Origin of the sequence: Mycobacterium dioxanotrophicus, from assembly GCF_002157835.1 — a bacterium.
Taxonomy (GTDB): Bacteria; Actinomycetota; Actinomycetes; order Mycobacteriales; family Mycobacteriaceae; genus Mycobacterium; species Mycobacterium dioxanotrophicus.
The window spans coordinates 92,836-115,563 of sequence record NZ_CP020811.1 but is presented as its reverse complement, the minus strand read 5'-3'; the positions used below and the strand labels follow the sequence as shown (position 1 = coordinate 115,563).

Sequence of the window (22,728 nt, the reverse complement as noted above, 5' to 3'; positions counted from 1 at the left end):
TGTAATTCGAAAGCGCTGGTAATCAGCCTACGAGTCGGGCGTGTCGTGGGCGAGATTTGCGCAGTAATCGCCCTACTCTCACCGCATGAATGTCAGCGCGGGGATCTCATTGGCCGATATCACCAGGGTGGATCCGCAGCCATGGGTGGGTGTTCAGTGGTTCCTTGTTCTGATCGCGTTGGGTGTCGTCACCGCCTTAGCGACGGGTGGTTTGGCCGTCGCGTTCACCGCTGCGTACAAAGGTTCCACGGACAGTGGCACCGGTAAGGCGCGGTCGGCTTTCACCGAGGCCGCAATCTGGCTCGCCGTTGGCGTTTTGGCATGCATTGGCTGGTATTTCATACTGGGTTGGGCATTGCGCCACGCTCAAAGCTGGTTTTCCGCAACGCTTCTCACTGGTGTGTTCCTGGCGGCCGGACTCGCCGCGGTGTGGATTGTCCGTCACAGCGCTGGCCGGACGACTGCTGGTATCTCGCTGACGGTGGCGGTGATGATCGTTGGTGTGATCGCGCTGGTTGTATGGTCCGCCGATACCGGGGATCGGTGGAATCGGTGGCGGCATGGCTGGCCCAGCCTCGACGTCCCTATCACTTTGCACGACGAGTCAGTACGTTGAACCCTCCAACGACGAGTTCCACAACAGGGCGACAACGTGGCCACTCCGCCAGTCCTGCGTTTGCGCGCTCTTATGGCCCGCGGACCGTGTTGTGCTCGTTGCCCTCGTCGGTCAGTCCGCGTAGATTCGGCCTTGACCTGCAAATTTGCAGCTTAGAGGGGGTAAGCGATGAGCATCGGACACGATCGCCCATCCCAGGCTGACCCGGTGCACCCCGGGATGGGGAACGCGCCTGGGAGTGGCGCGAATGCAGCCGGCGGCGTCCCCGTACCGCCCGCACCGCGTGCAGACGTTGGCTGGGGTGCTCAACCACCTGCGCGCCCTCTTCCTGCGGTACCGGCTTTGCGGGACGCTGCCCGGCGGTGGCGGGCCGCCACTCTCTTCGTCACCGTGCTGGCGGCCATCGCATCAGTGATCGCGATCGTCGCATTCTCGAATGCCGGCTCTGCAAGTCGGTCGGTGCCGGCGGATCGCCAGCCGGTGGCTCAACCGCCAGTGGCCCAGGCGCCGCCGCCCGTGAGTTCACCCGAGGACGCGAAAGCGGCCACGTGCGACGTACTGCGGACCCAATACCCAACCGTGGCAAGTGCAGTAAACGATGTCGAACAGTTCAACAAGCTGTCATGGTCTGACCCCAATTCCATTCGGACGGTTAACACGCTCGTGGCAACTATGAGCAAATTGACCTCCGATTTGGAGAACTCCTTGGTTGCCTCCACGCCCGAGGAGCTACGCACCGCTGTGTTGAACTACGTCGCCGGCCTGCGCGCCGTGACGATCAGTCAGCGTGACCATGCGTCGAACGAGGAGATAAACGGCACGGGCCTGTTTTACAACCGAGTGCTCAGCGCGCCCCTTCGTATTTGCGGAATCCCTGGCTGATGGCGGGGTTGAATCTTGAGGTCGCTAGCGCGGCCTCATCGTTTGGAGCGGTAGCGGAGATCCTTGGAATGCCACCTTCGGTGCTGGCGGCGGGGACAGACTTATTCAGTATGGTGGCGCTGGAGGATCTCAATTTCTCGGTGGTACGTGACGGGGCGTCGAACGCCGCGGCGGCCGCGGAACAGGCCGGTGCTGGAGCGACCGGCACCGACAACCTCGCGACTTACGTTGAGACAGATGCGAATAACGGCGTCAATCTGAGTGACAGTGGTGCGTCGACGGTGGCGGTGTAGCCGTGCCGGCAGCTGGTGCTTCGGGCGGGATGAAGCCAGCCGACCCGATCGGTGCCGCGATCGTTGAAGGCATGTGGATCGAGGACTCAGGCATTGCGCTGCTCAAGCAGGTGTCGCAGACGTACAGCGCTCATCAGTCGACGCGAACGACGCGGGCCGAGCAGTTGGAATCGGCCCGCCGTGGCGTGCTGAATTCGCTTCAGTCCGATCATGATGAGTCGATGCACGCGCGACTAGCGAAGATTGCTCGCGACGCTGAGCTTCTCGCTGAGGACGCGGGCAGCATCTCCGCCACGGCGGCGTCGATGGCCCATATCGGTGAGATGGGTCAGGCCGAGATGCTGAGCACCGTCGATCATTGGCGGCCGATCATCGAAGCCTATTGCCGATCAGGGCTTTACCAGGACGCGGCAGTGGCACTCTTCTGCATTCAAGGCGCCAGAGCCGAAGTAGCCAGCACTCTAGCCACCGCCATCGGGGATTCCGCAGCCGACGGCAATCGACTGTACTCAAGCCTCGCCACCATTACCCCAGGATCGTGGAACGGCAAGGACAGCCAGATTCAAGGCGGCAACCGGCCAAGCAACGGATCGAGCGTGCAAGCCGTTGACTACACACCAGCGAAGCAAGACGGCCTGGGGAATACCCCCGGCTCGGGGCAGTTTGGTGGCCAAAGTGGACGCCCGCCAGAGACACCATCGGAGTCGCAGCACGAGGACTCAAATGCAAGTAACCATGATAAGGCGAATGGTAAGCCGCACGGGGATACGGGCCGTCCCGACGGGACTGGCGCGGATAAGACGACTGGGACGCACGACTCCAGCGGTCAGATGAGCGGCGCCACATCACGTCCGGATGCCCCCAAACCAGCTTCGGTCGGACCAGCGCCCGTTACTCCGCCGTCGTCGCTGGGGGCTGGGGGTAGTCCGGCTTCCGGGTTGTCGGGTGCGTCGTCTGGTGTGACGTCGCCGGCGTCGGGTCTGGGTGGTTTGGGTCGGCCGCCGGTGGATGCGGCTGGGTTGAATGGTGCGGGCGCGGTGAGGCCTCCTGTGCCGTCGTCGCTTCCATCGACGGGTGCGCCTGGTGGTGGCGCGCCGTCGGGCGCTGGTTCGGGTGCACCGCGTGTGAGTGGGGGTGGTATGCCGTCTGTGTCGGCACCACCGGTGAGTGCGGCGGTGCCGCCGGCTTCGGCGTTGTCGTCTTCGTCTGCGTCGCCGGCAGTTTCGCCGACGCCTGGGTTTGGTGCGAGTTCTCCTGCGGTGCAGTCCGTTCCCCACGCTTCAGGTCCTATGGGTGCTGCGATGGGTGGCATTCCTGGGGGTGGGCAGGTAACGGCGCCCCCGGTGGCTGCTCCTCCCCCGGCGTCGAATGTTGGTCCGGCCCCGAGTCCTTCACCGGGGTTGTCGCAGGGGTCGGTTGGGTCGCCGGCGGCCGCCGCTGGTGGTGCTGGTCTGGGTGGTCCGGCGATTAGCGCTGGGGCTGCTGCGTTTTCGTCGGAGGCTCCTGCGCGGGTTGATCAATATGCGCGGATGGCTGTAGATGCGGTGAAGACGCTAGCTTCCGCGATTTCGCCGGTGCCGGGGTTGGTGTTGGCGGCCGCGGTGGTGGTTGCCGAGGGGTCACCGGAGGTCGTGGTCATGACCAACGACGGTGCAGGGTGGCTGCCGGAGGGGTTTTTCCTGCCACGGACGATGCTGCACGCTGGAGTCGATCTCGATGATGAGAATTTCGATGCGAAGTGGTTTGGGTGGGCTGATCCGGCGCGGACGTTGATCGACTACGTGGTGGTGCGCGATCAGCACAGTCAGCGCACGGTGCGATTGTTGGGTTTGGCGAGTATGGGTCCGTTGAGTGAGCAGACGAAAGCGATTTTCCCTGAGGCGGTTCCGTCCGTGTCGGCGGATCGTGATGCTCAGCCCTTGACAGGTGACGGGGGCCGCAATTCGCATCGACTCAAGGTGCAGGACAAGCGGTACTACGACGATGTGCGGCGTGCGGACGAGACGACACGCCGGGATCTGGCGAACCGGGTGTTGGAGGCGGTGATGAACATGCCGGCGGCCGCGTCGTTGCGGCCGCAGTGGGAGTTGCTGCTGCGGGATGGCTGGCTGCCGGATGCGGAGTGGGAGGCGCTGCGTAAGCGCTATGACCATGCGCGGGTGATGGTGGGTGCGCTGCGGCCTGGGTTCACGGCGGAATCGGTGCCGGGTGAGGCGTTCGGTATCGCGTATGTGAACCGGTTTTGGGAGGTCCGCGCGATGGAGACGCTGTTGTTGTGGGGTCGCGATGATTCGCCAGTTGAGGACATCGTGTACACGGCGTCGGCAGCGGGCGCGTCGGTCGGACCGGTCAACGCCTGACTGACCGACTTTACTTGTACATACCTTCGGTGCCGGGAGTTTGGTGGTTCGAGGCTGGGGTCTCAGTTAGTTTCTTCCACGCGCTCGGGCTGTAGTAGTCGGTGCGGCGAATCGGGTCGCCAATCATCGACTTGGACGTGTAGGTCACTTTCAGGACGCCACCCGCGCTGACGGCGAACGTGTCGTCATCGGTGAATGTGCCGGATTCATTCTCCGGGTAGTAAACGGTGAAGGCCATTTCTGATGTGCTCCTAAGAGTTTGACGGTGATCCCGATTTCATGGCTATGGTAACGGGCCACTGCATTCCGCGCTAGCGTTGTCGTGCAGTGCATTTCGTAACATGCGGCGCGGGTTCACTGAGGTGTAGCGGATGCCCGGACGCTCGTGGATGGGTGTTATAAGGCGCATTTCAGTAATGGTCTTTGCCTGTGGTGCTCGTCGTAACTGCTTGTTAGCCTGCTGCTGTGGCTGATGATGACGCGCAGGGGCCGGGATCTCGCCAGGGGCGGGTGCCGGACCGATACCGGGGGCTGTTGACGACATGGAAGCAGGTCACGGCGTATTCGTGGCTGCGGTCGCGCACCGGGTATGGGTTGACGCTGCGCAATGTAGCAATGCATTTCGATTTGGCGGTGTGGGTTCGGCGGATGCCGGTGGTGTGTGCCCTGTTGTGGGTGCTTGCGATTGGCGGCGCGTTTGTGTTCGGGATTATCCGGCCGGCCGGGGTTGTCGGGAAGTCGAAAATTGTGGCGGACCGCTCGTCGTATGAGCTGTATGTGAATGTCAACGGTCGGCTGCATCCGGTGCTGAATCTGACCTCGGCCCGGTTGATTGTGGGGACAAATCAGGATCCGACCGGGGCTACTCATGAGTCGATCGCGAAAGAGCCGAAGGGACTTCCGGTCGGCATTATCGGGGCGCCGTTCGCGATGAGCGTGACGAACGGCTCGGGGACGTCGGTGGCGGCGTGCCAGCGGGCGGCGGTGAACTCGGTGGCCAGCAGGCCGGTTATCACGGTGATCAACGGCGGCGTGCAGATAGGCGGCGGCCGCAATGCGGAATTGTCGCCGACTGAGGCGCTGGTGGGATCCCTGGGTGGCCAAACGTTTCTGGTGTGGAACGGTGTGAAGTCGGCGTTCGATCCGGCGGACCGGATCGTGTTGTCGGCGTTGGGTATTGACCGCGTGGGCGCGGCCGCACCGATGCCGTTGTCGGGAGCGGTGGGCAACGCGATCCCGTCGAATTTGCCGTTGGTGGTACCCAGCGTTCCAGATGCGGGGACGCCATCACCGTGGAACTTGGGCGGCCCTGCCACGACGATCGGGTCGGTCGTGCAGTCCGAGGTGCCGGGGCGGGGCACGCAGTTCTATGTGGTGCTCAAGGCTGGAGTGCAGAAGATCTCCTCGACGGTGGCGGCGATGCTGCGGTCACAGAACGCCTACGGGCTGGCCACTCCCCCGGTGGTTTCACCGGATGCGGTCGCGGCGGTGCCGCAGGTGACGATAATTCAGGCCGACCAGTTCCCGCCGGTGCCGGTGCGGGTGGTCGATCCGACCGCCAAGCCGGTGACGTGCTGGCTGTGGGAGAAGGGCCGCACCTCGACAACGGCGGTATCACGCGTCGTGGTCGGTACGGAGCTGCCGATCGCGCCGGCGGCGGATAACGCGCTGGTGCCGGTGGGTATGCCCGGCAAGGTCCGCGACGGTGCCGATTTCGTGTGGATGGCGCCGGATGCCGCGAATTACGTTGCGGTGACGGGGAACGCGGCGACGTCGGATTCGAGGGAGACGATGTGGTGGTTGTCCCCGTCGGGTACGCGATTCGGGCTCTCCAGTGATCAGCAGCAGCGCGAGAGCGTGGGCCTGGGCGGTGACCAGCTGCCGATGCCGGCTTCGGTGCTGAGGCTGTTCCCGAGGGGTTTGCCTGAGCATGTGGCGTTGACCAAAGACGACGCGATGGTTGAGCACACGAGTATGCCGATCGATCCTTACCCCGGATTGCTGGTACCTCCGTCGACGGACGGAAAGTGACGCGCATGTCGCAGATATTGCAGCGCTTAGTTTTTGGTGACAAGGGAGTATCTCTGTGAGCACTATCGTCCATGTGCGGCCCAAGAATGATGATGTTAAGCCGCCGAGCATCAAAGCTGATTCGGTGCAGCTCAAAGCGCCGCCGTCGGTTCCGCAGAAGCCGCCGCCGACCGGCGCCGAGCGGTTCGGCCCGTTGGTGATGCTCGTGGCTATCGGTGGCCTCGTGGTGGCCGGCTGGTCGACGGGAATGTTCCGCGGTGGCGTCGGCATGTTGTTCCCACTCATGCTGGTGATGGGTATGGCGATGATGCTGCGCAACCGCGGCGGCGACAAGAAGCAGGAGGTGGTCAAAGAACGGTCGGACTACCTGCGGTATCTCGATGCGGTGCGTGACGATTCGATCGAGGCGGCGAAGATCCAGTATGCGGTGGCGGAGTTTCACTACCCGCCGTGTGACGAGCTGGTCGGCAAGATCGGCGCTGCCTCGCCATTGATGTGGCGGCGGCGGGCGACGGGCGATACCAGCAGCGAGTTTCTGCACGCGCGGATCGGCCTCGGGACCGTGGCGGCGATGCGATCTTTCGAGCGTTTGGACGTGGGCGCCATGGAGGATCAGGAACCGGCGTGCGTGCAGGCGGTCAATGACCTGATCCACGAGCACACGTTCGTGCGCGACATTCCGCGGCCGATCAGTCTCAGCGACCAGGCGGCGTGGGCCTTGATCGGCGACGCGGACGCCGCGCGGGCCAGCGCGCGAGCGATCCTGGCGCACTTGGCCTTCTTCCACGGCCCTGACGATGTGATGGTGGCGGTGATCGTCGACGAGGACCGCGCCCACTATTGGGATGCGGTGAAATGGCTTCCCCACCACCGTATGAACCACCGGCCGCTGACGTTCGGATCGGTGGCCGAGATGATGGAGCAGCTCGGGGATGATCTTCGCGACCGCGGCCAGCACACGCAGCGCACGATGAAAGGCGCCGGCCCGTCGCTGACTTCGGCGGCCGGCCAGGGCGGCGCACCGGAGGATGCGGGGCCGGCGGCGGTAAAGCACTTGGTGGTGCTCGTCGACACCGGCAGCACCGAGGACTGGGACACGTTCATCGTGAACGGCAAAGGCCGTGAGGCGTCCACCGTGCTGGATCTGACGGGCCGGTGCCCCTTGGTCGTTCCGCAATCCACTCTGCATTTCGCTGACGGCGAGGTCGCCAAGACGCCGTTGTCCGGTGGTGCGCCCGAGTTCCTGGCTGTGCCTGACGCGATGAGCATGGAGTCCTGGGAATCGTTCGCACGCAAGCTGTCTCGGTACCGGCAGGGCCGCAAGGCCAGCAAGGTGCTCGCCGATAGCGGCGAGGTTGAGTCGGACCTGGATCTGTGGAAGCTGCACAACATCGCTGACGCGGGCAATTGGGACCCGGGCGAGATGTGGAAGTGGGCGTCGACGAAGCACAATCTGATGCGTGTGCCGGTGGGCCGCTATCTCGATAGCCACCGCACTTGGTACATCGACATGAAAGAAGGTAGGAACGGTCCGCACCTGGGCACTGCCGGGGCGACGGGTGCGGGCAAGTCGGACTTCCTTCGCACGCTGGTCGTGTCGCTGTGCATGACGCACTCGCCCGAAGATTTGATCATCACTCCGGCGGACTTCAAGGGCCGCAAGACTTTCGCCGGGCTTGAACGGCTGCCGCACGTGTTGGTGGTGCTCAACAACCTCGACAACAGCCCGGATCGGGTAGCGCGGCTGCGGCAGGTATTTCAGGGTGAGATGATCCGCCGGCAGCGGCTGATCGACTCGCTCGGTGAGAAGGTCAACGACATCTACCAGTATCGGGCGTATCGGCGTAAGCATCCGGAATTGGGTCTGCCCCCGATGCCGTTCTGGTTCGTCCCGTTCGACGAGCTGATGCAGGCCAAGCGCGAGGCCCCTGAGCTGCTGGCCATCATGAAAATATATGGCACGGTGATGCGTTCGCTGGGTGGATCCATGATGCCGGTGAGCCAGACGTTCAACGCGTCGTTGATGGAGGGTATCGCGCCGCACCTGACCGGCCGCCTCGGCATGAAGATGAACAACCACCAGGACTATCGCGACATCCTGGGCACATCGAGCCCGGGCGCATTGCCGAAGCGACCGGGTGTCGGATATTGGGTGGAAGACCCGGAAGCTTCGATCCCCCCTCAGCGCGTTGAGGTCGCCTATGCGCGCAAACCGTACGTGCCGCCGGCGGAAGCCGAAGCGGCGGAGCAGACCCGCAGCATTCGGGAGCACTTCAAACCGCGACTGCTCTCGGCGGCCGGCGACCTGGCCGCGGCAGCGATTGAAGCGACCTACTCGGCTGCCGATCTGCCCGACACCGGCGTCGACAAGGATGGCGGCGACGACGAAATCCCCGAGACTCTCGACGGTGTTTCCGATGATGGCGCCGACGATGACGATGACGATATGGAGGATCTGCTGTCCCGTACTCAGATGTCGGCGGCGATCGATGTCATAGAAGCGTATGTGCGTGAGCATGATTGCGCGTTGGATTACACCTTCTGGTTGCCGGAGTTGACCAGCTACACACCGGTGAGCGATTACGTGTCGCGTTTCGTTTCTGAGAAGGGCCGGCCGGGTCCCCAGGACCTGGTGGCGCCCTGCGGAGTGGTCGACCTGCCCCGGGAACTGTCCCAGGATGTGCTGACGGTACAGCTGGGTCAGAATGCCGTCATTTACGGTGGCCCGCAGTCGGGCAAGTCGCTGGCACTAGCGTCGGTGGTGTTGGGTGCGGCGCAGGTGTATTCCCCTGAGCGCGTGCAGTTCTACATCTTGGACAATGGCGGCGGAAAGCTGCAGTTCCTGGAAGGCCTCGCGCACGTTGGCGAGGTTGTGCGCGGCACCGGTGACCGCTACGCGGTCGAGCGCCTGTTTCAAAGCATCTGGCACTTGTTCCGTGAGCGTGAGGCCTCGTGGGCGCGCGCGCGGGTGGATCTGCAGCAGTGGCGGCGCCGTCGGTTCGGGGGTGAGCCCGGCTTTGCGCCCGACGATGGTTACGGGGACGTGTATTTCGTGATCGACCAGGCCGACACGGTCTGTGGCGAGTTCTTGGAGTATCGCGACAGCGTGCTGCTGCCCCTGGCTCAGCGTGGCCCGGGCTACGGCATCCACCTGGTGTTCACGCAGGCGTCGAAATCCACGGCGAACATGCACAGATTCGGCGACAGCTTCGGCCATATCTATGAGTTGAAGATGGCGGATTCGACGGAATCGCAGATGACGCGGCAGAACGCCGAGGCGGTGCCGAACTTCCCGGGCCGCGGGCTCATTTCGGCGGAGGGCACCGGCGGTGCCCGCAAGTCGACGGCTGCGGCCATGGCCAACACGATGGAATCCATCCCTCCCGATTCAGCGCATCACATCCTGTTCGCGTCGCCGACCATCAACGTCGGTGATACCGAGCTCGCCGGCGAAGAGGCGTGCGGGTTCATCAACGCGATGCATCCCGGCGCCCGGGAGGCCAGGGGTATTCCGCAGCTGCCTGAGCGGGTTTCGGTGTCCGAGCTGGCCGCGGGTCAGCCCGGGCAGTTCGTCCTGGGCTTGCGCGAGGTGGACCAGGCTACCCAGTACTGGACGCCGGCCGAGGACGGTTCTCTGGTGGTGATGGGTGACAGCCAGTGCGGCAAGACCACGACGCTACGTACGATCGCGACGCAGCTGGATGCCTACGCCACCGCGGCGCCGGCAGACAACAAACCGGTCATCGTGGTGTTCGATCAGCAGCAGGGACTGCTGGGGGCGATCCAGACCGCCAACCTCGCCCCGGGCGGGTACGTGTATCAGCTCGCGCAGGCCAAGCCGATGGTCGACTATCTGGTCAGCTTGGTGGCCGACCGCGGCGGCGACGAGGTGCTCGACCAGGACGAGCTGCTGCGGCGGCGACGACTGGCTACAGCGGCGTTTGAGGGTCCGGAGATCTTCATCGTGATCGATGACTACGAGTCGTTCGTCCAAGGCTATGAGGATGTCTTCACGCCGCTACAAAAGGGGATTGCGATGGGTGCACGGTCGGGTGTGCGGCTCATCGCCGCACACTCCACCAACGGCACCGTGTGGGACGGCACCCGCGGGTTGATGCCGGGGGTGAAAGCCTGCGCGGCGCCCGTGTTGTTGATGTCGGATAAGGAGCTGACCTCGAACGTCGTGGCAAAGACCAAGGGCATGGTGCTGCCCGAGGGTCGGGGCAATTACATCGGGCGTCGTGGGTCGATGATGATCCAAGTCGGTGTCATCGACGATGCACGGTGATATGGCCGCGCTTTCGAATATTGACAACCACTGGCGCGGCGGTGGGCGGTCGAATCCGTCGTGCTCATGCCCGATTTGTTGTGCTGATTGCGCTCGCTGAGATGTCCATTATCTTGAGGTCAAGGTGCCGTGACCGTGGTGCCGCTGCGGGGATTTGAAGGGGAATTCTGATGATCGAATTGTTCGCTGAGCCGGGTTCGCTTGCTGCCGCGTCGGGGGCGACAGCAACGACCGCAGTGACCGTGGAATCGGGGGCGGTGGCCGAGGCGGTGCCGATGACGGCCGTCCTTCCGGGCACTGCGAGCCCGACTGTGGTCGCCAGCACGGCGCGGGTGATCGCACATGGCACCCAGAAGCTGGCGATGAGCCAGCTGGGTGCTGCGATGGTGGGCCTGGTCGCGGCGGCGTACGCCGAAAACGGTCTGGCCTACGAGATTGTCGATGACACCAACGCCGCCACACTGCTCTAGCCAGACAACGAATTCGACGGGGGCAATCAGTGACCGACCCGGGAGTGGGAGCCTTCCCGCCGGAGGTCAACTCCGGGCTTGTGCACGGTGGGGCCGGTCCGGCGACGTTGGAGCAAGCCGCGCTGGCGTTCGCCGCAGCGGCCGCGCAGGACGAAGCCAATGCTCAAACTCTGTTGGGCATCCTCAATGCCGCGCGGGCACAGTGGCAGGGCGAGGCGGCAATTCAGCACGAGTCGCAGCTGATGCCGCTCATCGAGTGGTTTCAGAGTCTGGCGGTCAATGGGACGGCGACGCAAGCGCAGATTCAGGCGGCGGCGGCGTCGATCACCGCGGCGATCGCCGGCGCACCCCACCCCGGTGTGGTGACCGAGAACAGGGTCACCTGGGGCGTGCTGAACGCCACGAATTTCTTCGGGGTGAACACCCCGGCGATCAACGTGGAGGACACTCAGTATCTGGAGATGTGGTTTCAGGCGGCATTCGCCCGGGCCACCAGTGATGTCGAGACAGCCACGGCAACAAGCAGTTTGGCGCCGTGGCTGCCGCCCACAGTGCCGGTGAACCCTGGGATGATCGGAGCACCGACGGCCAACGCCATGTCCGCGTCAATGCGAGTACCGCTGGCGGGCCTGGACAAGCTGGTGACGCTGGCCAATGAGGCTTCCCTCGATGGCCTAGCCGTCGAAGGGGCCGGCGGGGACGCCGTATGGGCCGGAGGGAACTCTCGGCCGAATTCCGCGGTGATCGCCAGTGCGGCCGATCGTCACGACGGCCAGGCGCAGGAGCAGGCCAAGAGCAACAACCCGCTGGACAAGGCCAGCGATCTGGGCGGGCAGCAGGCCAGCCAGCTCGGCAGTCAGATGTCTGGAATGCTTAGCAGTGCAGGTCAATTGCCTGCGCAGATGGCCCAGCAGGTGACCCAGCCCATGCAGCAGGTCATGTCCGCACCGATGCAGATGAGCAGTCAGTTCGGATCGATGCTGCAGCCGTTGATGTCGTCGCCGTCCAACTTCGCTGCGCCTGGGTTGACTGGTGCCGAGACGTCATCGATTCCGGCCGGATTCGCCACGGGCAGTGGCGGTGGTTTGGCGGCGGCGCTGACCCGCCCGGCGTCTCTGGGGGTGGGCGGCAGCGGATTGCTCGGCAGTGGCGGCAGCGGCGTATCGGGGCTCCGGCTTCCCGGCTCCTCACTGTCCGCGACGGGCCCTTCCGGGGCCGGTGGTCCTCAGACAAATCCCGCGGGGGCGACGCCCGGCGGGACCGGTATGTACGGGGCGCCCCTGCATGGTCAGGACCGCAATGGGAGCGGCAGCGGTACGGCGAACAAGTATGCGTCGTCGACGAGGCTCGGGCCGCAGGAGGTGGGCGATGAGATGGCCAGCTAAAGGGGGGCGTGTGAGACGCATGACGCTGTGATCGTTGCGCTCGTCAGCGGGCGCAGGCAGACTACCGATATCACGAAACCCGTACGCGGGCAACACAATCAACAAGGGAGCATTTTCACAATGGCTATGGAAACTGATGTCGCCGCCCAGGCGGCGAGTGCCACGAAGATCAGCGGTCTCGCCGATGAGGTCCAGGGTTTGATCGGCAAGCTGCAAGGTGGCGTGGAATCCACCAAGGCGATCTGGATCGGCGAGGGACAGAACGCATTTCAGATCGGCTCTGCCGAGCTGACCACTCAGTTGCAGAAGGGGCAGGCGATGATGCAGGAGGTCAGTCAGAAAACCTCCAAGACCGGCACCGGCTACGGCACCACGGATCACTCCAACGCCGCGTCGCTGGGCAGCACCGGACTGTAAGCCACAAACCACTACACGACAGGAGTTTTCATCACATGAGCCAGATTCGGCACAGTTTCGCGGCGATCGAGGGCCAGCTCGCCGAGATGACGGGGACCGTCGCCGTCCTCACGGCCAAGCGCGAAGAGATGGACAGCGAGCTGACCACGTGGACCAACTACTGGCACGGCGACGCTCACGAGGCCGCCAACCAGTTTTCGCGGCGGGTGACCAGCACGTTGGACAACGTGATCACGGCGACCAACAACTACATCAAGAAGGCGAACATCGCCAATGAGGAGATGCGAGCCCAGGAAGCCACGAACGCTGCCCAGTGGGCCTAACGTTCGGCATCTCGCAGCACTACCGGGGCCACGATCCGTTCACCTACGGGTCGTGGCCCCGCTGAGTATCTAAGCCAAGACGATTCACAATTCGGGGGGTTCTCCAGATGCCAACTACGGCGGCGGAATTGACGTTGACCGTGTCGGCCCTGCTGGCTGTGCAGCAGGTCGCCGATATTGCGATCTTGCCGGCGCACCTGCGCATCCGGCCACAGCTGACCCGGATCTCCAATCAGAGGATGCGGATCACCGACGAGGAACGCGACGTCCTGACCGCCGCTGGGGTGTTGCGCGGCGACGAGCTCGATCCCGATGTGGTGACCATGGTGCGGTCGTTAACGGCTCCGGACGCCGAGATCAACCTGACGTTGGCGGGTAAGGACCGCGCCGACACCTACTACTGCTTAGCCCGCAGTCACGAACTGGTGGTGGCGGCCGCGCGCTGCGGCGACGACGTGGTCATGGACGCCTATGTGGGCTTGTCTGAATCCGATGTGGTGTCGCTGCTGGCCGCGACGATCGACGGGTACTGCTTCGGCGAGGAGGAGGGTCGAGGGCTGGCGATCGACAGCGCGGAGTTTCAGCTGACGCCGGTGTACGACACTCTGTGTCGCGAGGCGCCGTCGTTGTGGGTGGATGCCCTGCAAGCGCAAGGCGTGTCGCGGTCCCTGGGATCGGTGCTGCTGCGCAGTGAGACCGATTTGCTCGCCCGCGCTGAGGTCGCGGCGTACCTCAACCATGAGGGGGGCCGTAGTAACCCTGATTCGATCGTCCGGGTGACCTCGATGTCGGACGGGGCGATCATGACGAGCTTTGTCAGTGACAACAACGCCACGCGGTGGCTCAGGGTGGAATCGTACGAACCGTCGCACATGAAAAGGACCATCCGTGGTGCGATCCGCAGCGTTCCGGAATCTTCGTGGTTTACCCACTGTCGCACCGATTAACATCACTTTTACCCTGTTGAACGAGCCATTGCTTAAGTGGTCTTGCTTGTTGCGGTGGTTCTCACACGAGATCTAGGATTTGACACGTGAGTAGCGCTGAAAATGCGGGGGAAGGCAAGCACTCCAGCACCCCCGAATGGCCCGACGAGGCCACCACCACCGGCGCCGGTGAACGCATCGGCGGAATGGACGACGACAAGACGCAGGTCGTCACGAAAGAGGAGCTCGACCGGGCTGTCTCGAGCGCACGATCGGTGTGGAGGACCCGCACCCTCGACAGTGACAGTGGGTCGTTTGAGAGTTCGGCCGTGCCGTCGGGCGGCGCCCCATTCTCATGGACCGACAGCAATCTTGCTGCCGAGCAGCACGATTCGCCGAGCAGCACCGCTGTCCCTGCTTCCCCCAGGGAGATCGGAGCGCGAGACGCGGAGTGCGAGAACGCACAGTCGGCCCACGCAGCGATCGACCAAGTGCGCGGTGCCGTGCCGGTGGCCGATAGCCGGGAGTGGGTGCGGGCGCCAGCGCCGCACTCTGAGCAGCCGTTTCCTCCGCGTGGGCAGTCTACGAGCGGCGACGCGGATCGGCATGCTCCGCGGCCGCAGGGGCCCGCCGCCGCGCAAGGCCATCCGGGTGTGCCGGCAGCCGCCGGACACTACGAACGCGCCCACGAGTGGCTCGGTCGACAGCACAGCCACCAGGGGTGGCCGCAACAACCCGATCCGGTCCAGTACCGGCAACCCGGACCGGCGGCTCAGGGGCAGCAGTACTACCAGGGTCACGGAAATGACCAGCAGGTCGCTGCGGCCGGCCTGGCCCCGCAGGCGGGCGGTTTGGCGGCGAACCTGCGCCAGGAAGCGTTCACCACCGAGCTGAAGCCGAAGCCGGAAAGCGGTTGGCGCAAAGCCCTTTTGAAGACCACCTTCGGGTTGGTCAACCTGGGCCCGTCGCGCTTGGAACGCGTCGACCGCGAGCGGAAGGAACAGGTGGGCGCCAACATTCCGCGCACCGAGTTCGTGTACGCGGTGCTCAGCCCCCGCGGCGGTGTCGCCAAGACAACCACCACCGCGGCGCTGGGGTCGATCTTCGCCGACGTGCGCGGTGCCGAAGTGATCGTGATCGACGCCAACCCGAACAAGGGCAACCTCGCCTCGCGGGTGAATCCGGACGCCACCGCGACGTTCGCCGATATCCTGCGGGACCGGCGACAAATTCGCGGTGTCAACGACATTCGCACCTACGCCAAACGCAACGCGGTGCATCTCGATGTGCTCGCCGGCGACCAGAACAACCGCAATCCGCAGGTGTATGACCCGCAATCGCTGGTCAACACGGTCGACGTGCTGCGCAGCGGATATCGCGTCATCGGTATCGATGTGGGCCAGAATCTTCAAGACCCGGTGGTCGCCCAGATCCTCGACATTGTGACCGCCGTGGTGGTGGTGTCGGGGTTGCAGTACGGGTCGGGCAAAGCGGCGGTCGGCATGTACGACTGGCTCGTCGAGCATGGCCGCGCAGATCTGGTGCAGCGCAGCACATTGCTGATATCGGACCGGCATCCGGAGCCCAACAAGGCGTTCCGCGGGAGCCTGGAGGAAAACGTGGCCGCCACCGTGTGGCGTGACCCGGTGTATGTCCCCTACGACGAGCATCTGTACGAGGACACGGTCATCGACGTCAGGCAGCTGGCCAAGCCGACCTACCGGGCGTACTTGGAGGCCGCGGCGCGGCTGTCGAGTTTCTACGGGCAGCCGGCACTGCCCTTGAGGCGGCCTGCGGCGTGAGCGCTCTGGACACCCTGATCTGTGAAGTGCAGTTGGCGATCGGCGAGAACACTCAGGTGGACTTGCAGCTGCCGGCCAACTCGAAGCTCACCAAAGTGCTGCCGGAGACGAAGATCTTCTTGTCCGAGTATCTGGACACAGTCGGCGCTGAGGACGAGTTGCCCGACGATTCGCGGGGCTGGCGGTTGCGTACGCCACTGGGCACCCTGCTGGACTCGTCGAAATCACTCTCCGAGCTCGGCATCGCGGACGGCACCAGGCTAGAACTGATCGCCGAGCCTGAGGGTGAAGCGTTCCAACCGCGCATCGAGAGTGTCTCCACACTGGTGTCTCGGGTCACCGCGAAGCTGTTCCCCGAGGTCACTCCAGATGCGATGAGCACAGTGCTGCTCGCCTTTTCGGCGATCATGCTAGCCACGGCAATGGTCTTCGTGGAGGTCATCGCGTTTAGGTCCCGCACCCTGCCCACCGTCGGGGCGGCGCTGGCCGGGGTACTGGTCATCGCCGTCGCGACCGCGGCCAATGCGCGCACATGGCATCGCCGCGATGTGAGCGATGTATGCGCGGCCGGTTTGCTGGCGTTCGGGCCCGTGAGCTTGTCGTTGACGTTGCCGGCATCGTTCGGTGCGTGGGGCGCACCGCACCTGGTGATCACCGCGGTGGCCACAGGGTGTGTGGCTGTTCTGGTGGGACTGAGAACTGGCCGCTATGTGCCGCTCTACAGCGCGATCGTGGTCGTTGCGGCGTTCGTCGCAGTATCTCAGGCGGCGTCGTGGTCACACATGGTGCCCACCGAGACCACGACGTGTGTGCTGGTGTTAGCCCTGCTGGTGATGCTGGGGCGGGTGGAGACGATAGCGCAGCGGCTGGGCAGGCTGCCGGTGTCGATGTTCCCTTCCGGCTCGGGAAACTTCCTGGGCCGCAAGGTGGGCGGGATCGGCAGTGAGGACATCGAGCCGACGCATCAACCGCCTGATCCAGTGGTGCTGTTGCAGCGGACCGTGTACAGCAACGACTACGTGACCGGCATTCTCGCCGGCCTGGCCGCAGTGGCCACCGCTCTGACGGCTCTGATCGCGGCGGCACACCCGCAGCAGTGGCAGTGGCTACTGTTCGGCGCGGGCATCCCAGTCGTCTTCGCGTACCGTGCCTGGAATTTCGCGGGGCTACGCAACGTGGTGGTGATCCTGTCGGGGGCGTTCCTGCCGGCGATCTCGGGGTCCGTGATGATGGCCTATCACCACGGATTGTGGTGGGGCGTCGGGATTCCGGTCGGAGTGACCGTGCTGGCGATGCTGGCGCCCGCGGTGATTCCGACAGAAAGTCACCACAAGTCGCCGGTGATGCGGTACTTCCGGGTGGGATCAGAATTCCTCGTCATCAGCCTGATGTATCTGGCGCCGCTGAATCTATTGAGCGTCATGGCCAAGGTCTATAACCGAGATTTCAACTGACAGAGAGCATTTGAATCGTGAACCGTAGCGCCCGGGCCGCTGCCCTCGCCGCTGTCGCGGTCCTCACCGCGACCATTCCCGCTCCCCCCCGCCTGGGCGATCGAGCGGCCCGTGATCCCCGCCGAGCCGGTCGTCCCACCCGATCCTCCCCCCGCCCCGGATGCCACGATGCAGCAGCGCAAGCCGTGCAACCTGCCCGGTGTTCTCCCAACCCCGCCGGTCGGCGACATTCCGCAAGCCCAGACCCTGCTGGATCTGGACAAAGCTCACGAATTCTCCACCGGCAAAGACGTGACGGTCGGCATCATCGACACCGGGGTGGACCGCAATCCGCGGCTGCGCGACCTGGAAGGCGCCGGCGACTACGTCGACTCCAGCGACGGCCTCGTCGACTGCGATATGCACGGGACGCTGGTGGCCTCGATCATCGCCGCCGCACGAGGGCCCGGGGACCAGTTCGTGGGTGTGTCACCGGATGTCAAGCTGCTCAGCATCCGGCAAAGCTCAGCGCAGTATTCGCGCCAGGCACCGCCGGATGCCGGCCAGAACCCGCAGCAGGCTGAGACCGCCGGGAAGATCGACGCCCTGGCGGCAGCGATCGTGCGGTTGGCCAACATGGGTGCCCGCGTCATCAACATGAGTGTGGTGGCATGCATTCCGGCGGCCCACCCGATCGATCAGACCAACCTCGCTGTTGCGGTTCGGTATGCGGCCGTCGTCAAAGATGTGCTGCTGGTGGCAGCGGCGGGCAATGTCGGGGCCGGCAACGCCGATTGCCAGCTGAACCCGGATTTCGACTCCTTGAACAGTCCCGATGATCCGCGCAATTGGAACCACGTGGTGGCCGTGTCCACACCGAGCTGGTTCTACGACTACGTATTGAGTGTGGGGGCGGTCGACAACGCCGGGGCCGGCGCCGACAAGACGAACGCCGCGAAGTTCTCCATGACCGGGCCCTGGGTGGATATCGCCGCGCCGGGGGTCGACACGATCGCCCTGGGACCCGACGGCAACGCCGTCAACGCCCTGCCCGGCCAGGACGGCCTGGTGAACCTGTTCGGGACGAGCTTCTCCGCGGCCTACGTCTCCGGTGTCGCGGCGCTGGTACGCAGCAAGTACCCGGATTGGACTGCGGCACAGGTCCGTCGGCGACTGACCTCCACGGCCCACGCCGGGCCACGCGGGGTCGACAACGCCATCGGCTACGGCCTGGTCGACCCGGTCGCCGCACTGACCTACGACGGCGGGCCCGGCGACCGCAACATCGTCGAGACTCATCATCAAACCTTGGTGGTCCAACCGCCGCCTCCGCCGCCCGACACCCGCGCACAGCGAGTGGCACTGCTGGCCAGTGTCGTGATGATCGCGGCCGCGGGCCTGGCCGGCCGGTGGCTGCTTCGGCGACGGAGCCGTCGATGAGCCGCCAGCGGCGTAAGCCACCCGCGAAGAGGTCTTCGGTGAGGGCGCCGCGCACCATCGGCGTGGACACCAGGCGCACGACCGTCCTTCCCGCCGCGGTGCTGGCGATCGCCATCGCCACGTTCCCGGTGTATCGGTGGCCGGGCTATGTGGCGCTGACCGTCGCCGCGGTGGCAGTGCTGGCCATTGCGGTAGTGACCGTGGGTGGTTTCACGGTGCCGCAATGGATCTGGCGTCGCATCTCGGTGTGGCGGGACGGCCGCAAGGAGCGGCCGCTGCGCCCGGAACCGTCGACGACGGTGACGTTCTACGGTGGCCATAAGCTCGACGACGCCGTGTGCTCCAGTGCCCGCTCTGGCCCGGATCGCTCAATCGCGGTGATTCAGGCGGTGTGGGCGCTGAGGGTGGCGGCCCACCGGCGCCCTGACCTCGATGCCATCGACGATGTGGTGATCAGCTCGGTCAGCGACTGCCCGCAGCCCGACGAACCGGCGTCGGCCGAGGAGCAGCCCGGCAATGCCTCCACCGACGTCGCCGACGGGAACGCAAAGCCCTCCAAGGACGCGCCGCCGCGAGCCGCGGCGACCATCACCGACGCTGAGCTCATCGAGCACTTCGGCGCCTCACCGGTGCGCCACGCCCGCGAACGCCTCGACGGCGTGACCGCTACGGTGCAGCGCGGCGCCAAGGCCACGGAAGCGGTGATCTTGTCGTCGCCTCCAATGACCACGGTGGCGGTGGGCGGCGAAGAGGTCGGGGTCATTTGGGACGACGGCCAGCTGATCTGCGCGTTGGATCTGCACGGCCGCCCCCATCAGCCGCATTGGCTGCGGCGCCGCCAGATCTCCACGAGCGCCACGGTGCCGATCGACGTTCTCGAGAGTGCTATCGCCGCCCTGGGTGAGGGAAAACCGTGCAGCGTGGACCTCGCGCTCGACGCCACCCGGCTGGCCATGACCCCCTACGCCGGTACCTATGACACGAGCTTGTCGGGCCGCCCGGTGGCCGGGGCGCGGCGGACCGTGCTCATCGCACGGTTCTCTCCGGCCCAGTCCGCGACCTATTTCGCTGCCCGCACGTCACTGCCCACCGCGGCGGCGACATCGCTGGTGCGGCTGGCCCGTGCTCTGGGTGCGGCGGGCTGCCCGTCGACCCCGCTGACCGCCACCGACCTGGACCGGTTGGCGCTGCGCAGCCGCGCCCGCGGTGGGCAGCGCTGGGGCTACATTCCCGCCGAGTCGTCGTCGGGCCAGGTCGACAGCATCTACTGCATCGACCCGGCGGCGTTGACCGACGACCGGTTCCCTGAGCTGTGGTCGGTCAGGACCGATTCGGTGATGGTGACGGTGCGGCGGGATTCGCGGGGCCGGTGGAGCGGATACGCGCGGGTGCGTGGTGTGCGGCCGCCGGCACATCCGCCGCTGCCGTTCCTCCGGGCCTTGCCGGGGCAACAGGCCGCGGCCGCGGCGATCGGCCGCCCAGTGGCCGATACGGCCCCCTTGACGACCGTTTATGAGCCGGTGTCCGGCCTTTCTGGGTTGACGATTCCCGCCGGCCCGGACGGGCAAGTCCTGGGCATGACCGACGTCGGCGATCAACTGCTGATGCCGCTGGTCCCCGCGGCCGATCAGCTCATCGCTGCCCAGGTGCATCCGATCTACGCCGAGCAGCTCATTCTGCGGGCCGCCGCGACCGGCGCCCGTGTGACCATCGTCAGTGACGATGAGCCACGGTGGAATGGCCTGCTCGGCGACGGTGTGCGGTTAGCGGCCCCGGGCGCCGAATTGGACACTGAGCCAACGGATCTGCATGTGTACGACGTCGACATACCGGCACCGGCGAGCCCGCAGAACGGCACCATTCAGCTGGTCGGCCCGGTGGCGGCGCACAGCGGCGACGACGAGGCCGACGCGTTCGCATCGGTGCGGGCGACGATCACGGTGCAGCAGAGCGGTGACACGATCACGGTGCGCAGGATCGGCACAGACCGAGAACCGATCGGTGAGCCGCTCGTCGTGCGCACCGCGGTGGACCCGGCAGAGGTGTCCTATCTGCCTTCTGCACGCAACCGGCAACAACACCAGCAGCGACGGACACCAGTGGGAGCGGCACGATGAGCGGTGCGGAGGAAGCGCTGGAGGCTGGATTGCTGGCCTTGGGGTTCATGATCGACGGGGAACGTGAGCCTCTCGACGTGTCGAGCGCCCGCAAGGTCCTTGCCGCGGCGACCAAGCGCGATCCAGGGATGGCCGATGCCTGGCTGGCGCGGCTGCGCGCCGGTGACACCTCTTTGGGGGTGTACGAGGGATTATGGAAGGCCCGTCACCGCATCGGGCACGCGTTGAGAGGTCCTCACATTCGGCTGCGCCCTGAGGATCTCGCGGTCACCCATGAGGCGATGCTGCTGCGAGTTCCGCTGACGTCGGCCGATATCGCGACCGCCGCCTACGTCAAGGCGTTGTGCCAGACCCGCCGGTTCGACGATGCGGTGGCGGTTTTCGCCGGCGAGCTGTCGGCCGAGAACCGGTTCACCACCTACAGTGCGGTGTCGCTGTACTACGAGACCGAGCGATGGCCACAGGTTCTGGAAACCGGGTCGCTGCTGCGCAATCACCCCGATTACGTGGTGGCTGGTGCGACGCGGGCGTTGATCGGGCACGCGCAGACGTTCCTGGGTCTCTACCAGGCGGCCATCGCGATTGCCGATGAGCCGCTGCCCAACAAACAGCGCATCGTCGAGGTGTTCCCGGCCGCCCGGGCGGCGGTAGCGTTTTTCGTCGGGCTGAGCCACCGGGCGCTGGGCGATGAGGATGCGGCCGCCGAGCAGTTCCGGACCGCAGTGATCGCCGACCCGACCTATCGGGTCGCCCAGGATTACCTGGACCACCCCGACATGCGGCCGGTGACGGTCGACCAGGCGGTCATCGACTCGCGTACCGACCCGTGGGACCCCGCCACGGCGGTCGATCCGGGCGAGCTGCACCGAGAAAGCCAGGCCGCCGACCGGGCGAAGATGCTCTCGGATGCCGAGGCGCTGCTAGCGCAGCAGATCGGCCTCTATCAGGTGAAAGATCAAGTCGCCAAACTGCAATCGATGCAGCGGATGAATGTGCTGCGGGCAGCGAAAGGCCTGCCGCCGGTCGTCAAGACCAATCACTTGGCGTTCACCGGTCCGCCCGGGACGGGCAAGACCACGATCGCCCGGATTGTGGCGAAAATCCTGTGCGGGCTAGATGTGGTCGCGACCGACAAGGTGGTGGAGGTGTCGCGCGCAGACCTGGTGGCCGGGTACCTGGGTCAAACCGCGACCAAGACACACAAAGTCATTGATTCCGCACTCGACGGTGTGTTGTTCATCGATGAGGCCTACACGCTGATCCAGGAGGGTTTGGCCGAAGGGGACGCGTTCGGCCGCGAAGCTGTCGACACGCTGCTCAAGCGGATGGATGACGACCGTGACCGGCTCGTCGTCATCATCGCGGGCTACGCGAAAGATATCGACCGGTTTTTGAGCGCCAACGAGGGCATGGCGAGCCGGATCCCCAAGCGCGTGGAATTCCCGTCCTTCAACCCGAGCGAACTGGTGGACATCGCCAACGTGATCGGCTCGGTCACCGAACATCGGATGGACTCTGCCGCCCGGGATCTGCTGCTCCTGACCTCGCAGCTGCTCGTGGAGAACGTGGGCCACGACGAGAATGGCAGGGAACGGCCGCTGATCGATATCGCCGGCAACGGGCGCTTCATTCGCAACGTGGTGGAAGCCGCGATCGAGGCGCAGTCCTACCGGCTGATGCAGCTTCCCGACGTAGAAGAACTCCACGCCGATGCCATGGGTGAGCTGACCGTCGCCGATGTGCGCAATGCGCTGCGGTCGGTGCTCAGTGTGGACGGGTCACAGGCGGCCAACACCCCGCTGGTCGTCACGGTCGCACCACTGTTGGCCGACAACGGGATCGGCATGCCAGCACGCCCGGCCCTGGGCTCGGCGCCGCACGGCCGGCCGGCGTTGTACGCGGTGTCCGGCGACGCCGAGTCGATCAGCTGACCCTGGGGGGACAT

General features: G+C 65.2%; 18 protein-coding genes. 16 read left to right on the top strand and 2 right to left on the bottom strand.

Annotated features, from left to right (window positions below):
• The first annotated feature begins 85 nt into the window (after positions 1-85).
• The 3 genes from BTO20_RS37890 to BTO20_RS37880 all read left to right on the top strand — a co-directional run bounded on the left by BTO20_RS37890 (position 86) and on the right by BTO20_RS37880 (position 1,791).
• Positions 86-616 carry a hypothetical protein gene (locus BTO20_RS37890; protein ID WP_087083631.1) on the top strand — a complete coding sequence of 177 codons (531 nt, stop codon included), beginning with the start codon at positions 86-88 and terminating at the stop codon, positions 614-616.
• A gap of 390 nt (positions 617-1,006) precedes the next feature.
• On the top strand, positions 1,007-1,498 hold the full coding sequence (locus BTO20_RS37885; RefSeq protein WP_087083629.1) for a hypothetical protein: 492 nt from the start codon (positions 1,007-1,009) through the stop codon (positions 1,496-1,498).
• Positions 1,499-1,608: 110 nt separating this feature from the next.
• Positions 1,609-1,791, top strand: coding sequence for a hypothetical protein (locus BTO20_RS37880; RefSeq protein WP_087083627.1), 183 nt, complete (start codon positions 1,609-1,611; stop codon positions 1,789-1,791).
• Positions 1,792-2,024: 233 nt separating this feature from the next.
• Here the strand turns inward: BTO20_RS37880 and BTO20_RS41190 are convergent, their stop codons facing one another.
• A complete protein-coding gene (locus BTO20_RS41190; RefSeq protein ID WP_269770372.1) occupies positions 2,025-2,150 on the bottom strand; it encodes a hypothetical protein in 126 nt (41 codons plus the stop codon).
• A 1,170-nt stretch (positions 2,151-3,320) separates the two neighbouring features.
• Here BTO20_RS41190 and BTO20_RS37875 point away from each other — a divergent pair.
• Positions 3,321-4,151 carry a hypothetical protein gene (locus BTO20_RS37875; protein ID WP_157680470.1) on the top strand — a complete coding sequence of 277 codons (831 nt, stop codon included), beginning with the start codon at positions 3,321-3,323 and terminating at the stop codon, positions 4,149-4,151.
• Between the two features lie 10 nt (positions 4,152-4,161).
• Here the strand turns inward: BTO20_RS37875 and BTO20_RS37870 are convergent, their stop codons facing one another.
• Positions 4,162-4,389 (bottom strand): hypothetical protein, encoded by a 228-nt coding sequence (locus BTO20_RS37870; protein WP_087083623.1) that lies wholly within the window; start codon positions 4,387-4,389, stop codon positions 4,162-4,164.
• 227 nt (positions 4,390-4,616) lie between these two features.
• On the opposite strand from BTO20_RS37870, the gene eccB reads away from it, so the two are divergent.
• From eccB to eccA, 12 genes are all read left to right on the top strand, one after another.
• Entirely contained in the window at positions 4,617-6,182 is a 1,566-nt protein-coding gene (gene eccB / locus BTO20_RS37865; protein ID WP_087083621.1) for a type VII secretion protein EccB, read from the top strand.
• 55 nt (positions 6,183-6,237) lie between these two features.
• Positions 6,238-10,470, top strand: a complete 4,233-nt coding sequence (locus BTO20_RS37860; protein WP_157680469.1) for an FtsK/SpoIIIE domain-containing protein — start codon at positions 6,238-6,240, stop codon at positions 10,468-10,470.
• A gap of 170 nt (positions 10,471-10,640) precedes the next feature.
• Complete coding sequence (locus BTO20_RS37855) at positions 10,641-10,940, top strand: PE domain-containing protein (RefSeq protein ID WP_087083617.1); 300 nt, start codon at positions 10,641-10,643, stop codon at positions 10,938-10,940.
• Positions 10,941-10,969: 29 nt separating this feature from the next.
• Positions 10,970-12,325: a PPE domain-containing protein gene (locus BTO20_RS37850; RefSeq protein ID WP_157680468.1), complete on the top strand. Its 1,356-nt coding sequence runs from the start codon at positions 10,970-10,972 to the stop codon at positions 12,323-12,325.
• A 120-nt stretch (positions 12,326-12,445) separates the two neighbouring features.
• Positions 12,446-12,742 (top strand): WXG100 family type VII secretion target, encoded by a 297-nt coding sequence (locus BTO20_RS37845; protein ID WP_087083613.1) that lies wholly within the window; start codon positions 12,446-12,448, stop codon positions 12,740-12,742.
• Between the two features lie 35 nt (positions 12,743-12,777).
• Entirely contained in the window at positions 12,778-13,065 is a 288-nt protein-coding gene (locus BTO20_RS37840; RefSeq protein ID WP_087083611.1) for a WXG100 family type VII secretion target, read from the top strand.
• A gap of 107 nt (positions 13,066-13,172) precedes the next feature.
• Entirely contained in the window at positions 13,173-14,012 is an 840-nt protein-coding gene (locus BTO20_RS37835) for an ESX secretion-associated protein EspG (protein WP_087083609.1), read from the top strand.
• A gap of 86 nt (positions 14,013-14,098) precedes the next feature.
• Complete coding sequence (locus tag BTO20_RS37830; protein WP_087083607.1) at positions 14,099-15,793, top strand: MinD/ParA family ATP-binding protein; 1,695 nt, start codon at positions 14,099-14,101, stop codon at positions 15,791-15,793.
• The gene (gene eccD / locus BTO20_RS37825) at positions 15,790-17,247 is read left to right on the top strand and encodes a type VII secretion integral membrane protein EccD (protein ID WP_087083605.1); all 1,458 of its coding nucleotides are present in this window, start codon (positions 15,790-15,792) and stop codon (positions 17,245-17,247) included. The genes BTO20_RS37830 and eccD overlap by 4 nt, the downstream gene beginning before the upstream one ends.
• Before the next feature lie 111 nt (positions 17,248-17,358).
• Positions 17,359-18,666, top strand: coding sequence for a type VII secretion-associated serine protease mycosin (mycP, locus tag BTO20_RS37820; protein ID WP_157680467.1), 1,308 nt, complete (start codon positions 17,359-17,361; stop codon positions 18,664-18,666).
• On the top strand, positions 18,663-20,783 hold the full coding sequence (locus tag BTO20_RS37815; protein ID WP_087083601.1) for a type VII secretion protein EccE: 2,121 nt from the start codon (positions 18,663-18,665) through the stop codon (positions 20,781-20,783). The genes mycP and BTO20_RS37815 overlap by 4 nt, the downstream gene beginning before the upstream one ends.
• Positions 20,780-22,714, top strand: a complete 1,935-nt coding sequence (gene eccA, locus BTO20_RS37810; protein WP_087083599.1) for a type VII secretion AAA-ATPase EccA — start codon at positions 20,780-20,782, stop codon at positions 22,712-22,714. Before BTO20_RS37815 ends, eccA begins: the two co-directional genes overlap by 4 nt.
• Positions 22,715-22,728 lie beyond the last annotated feature (14 nt).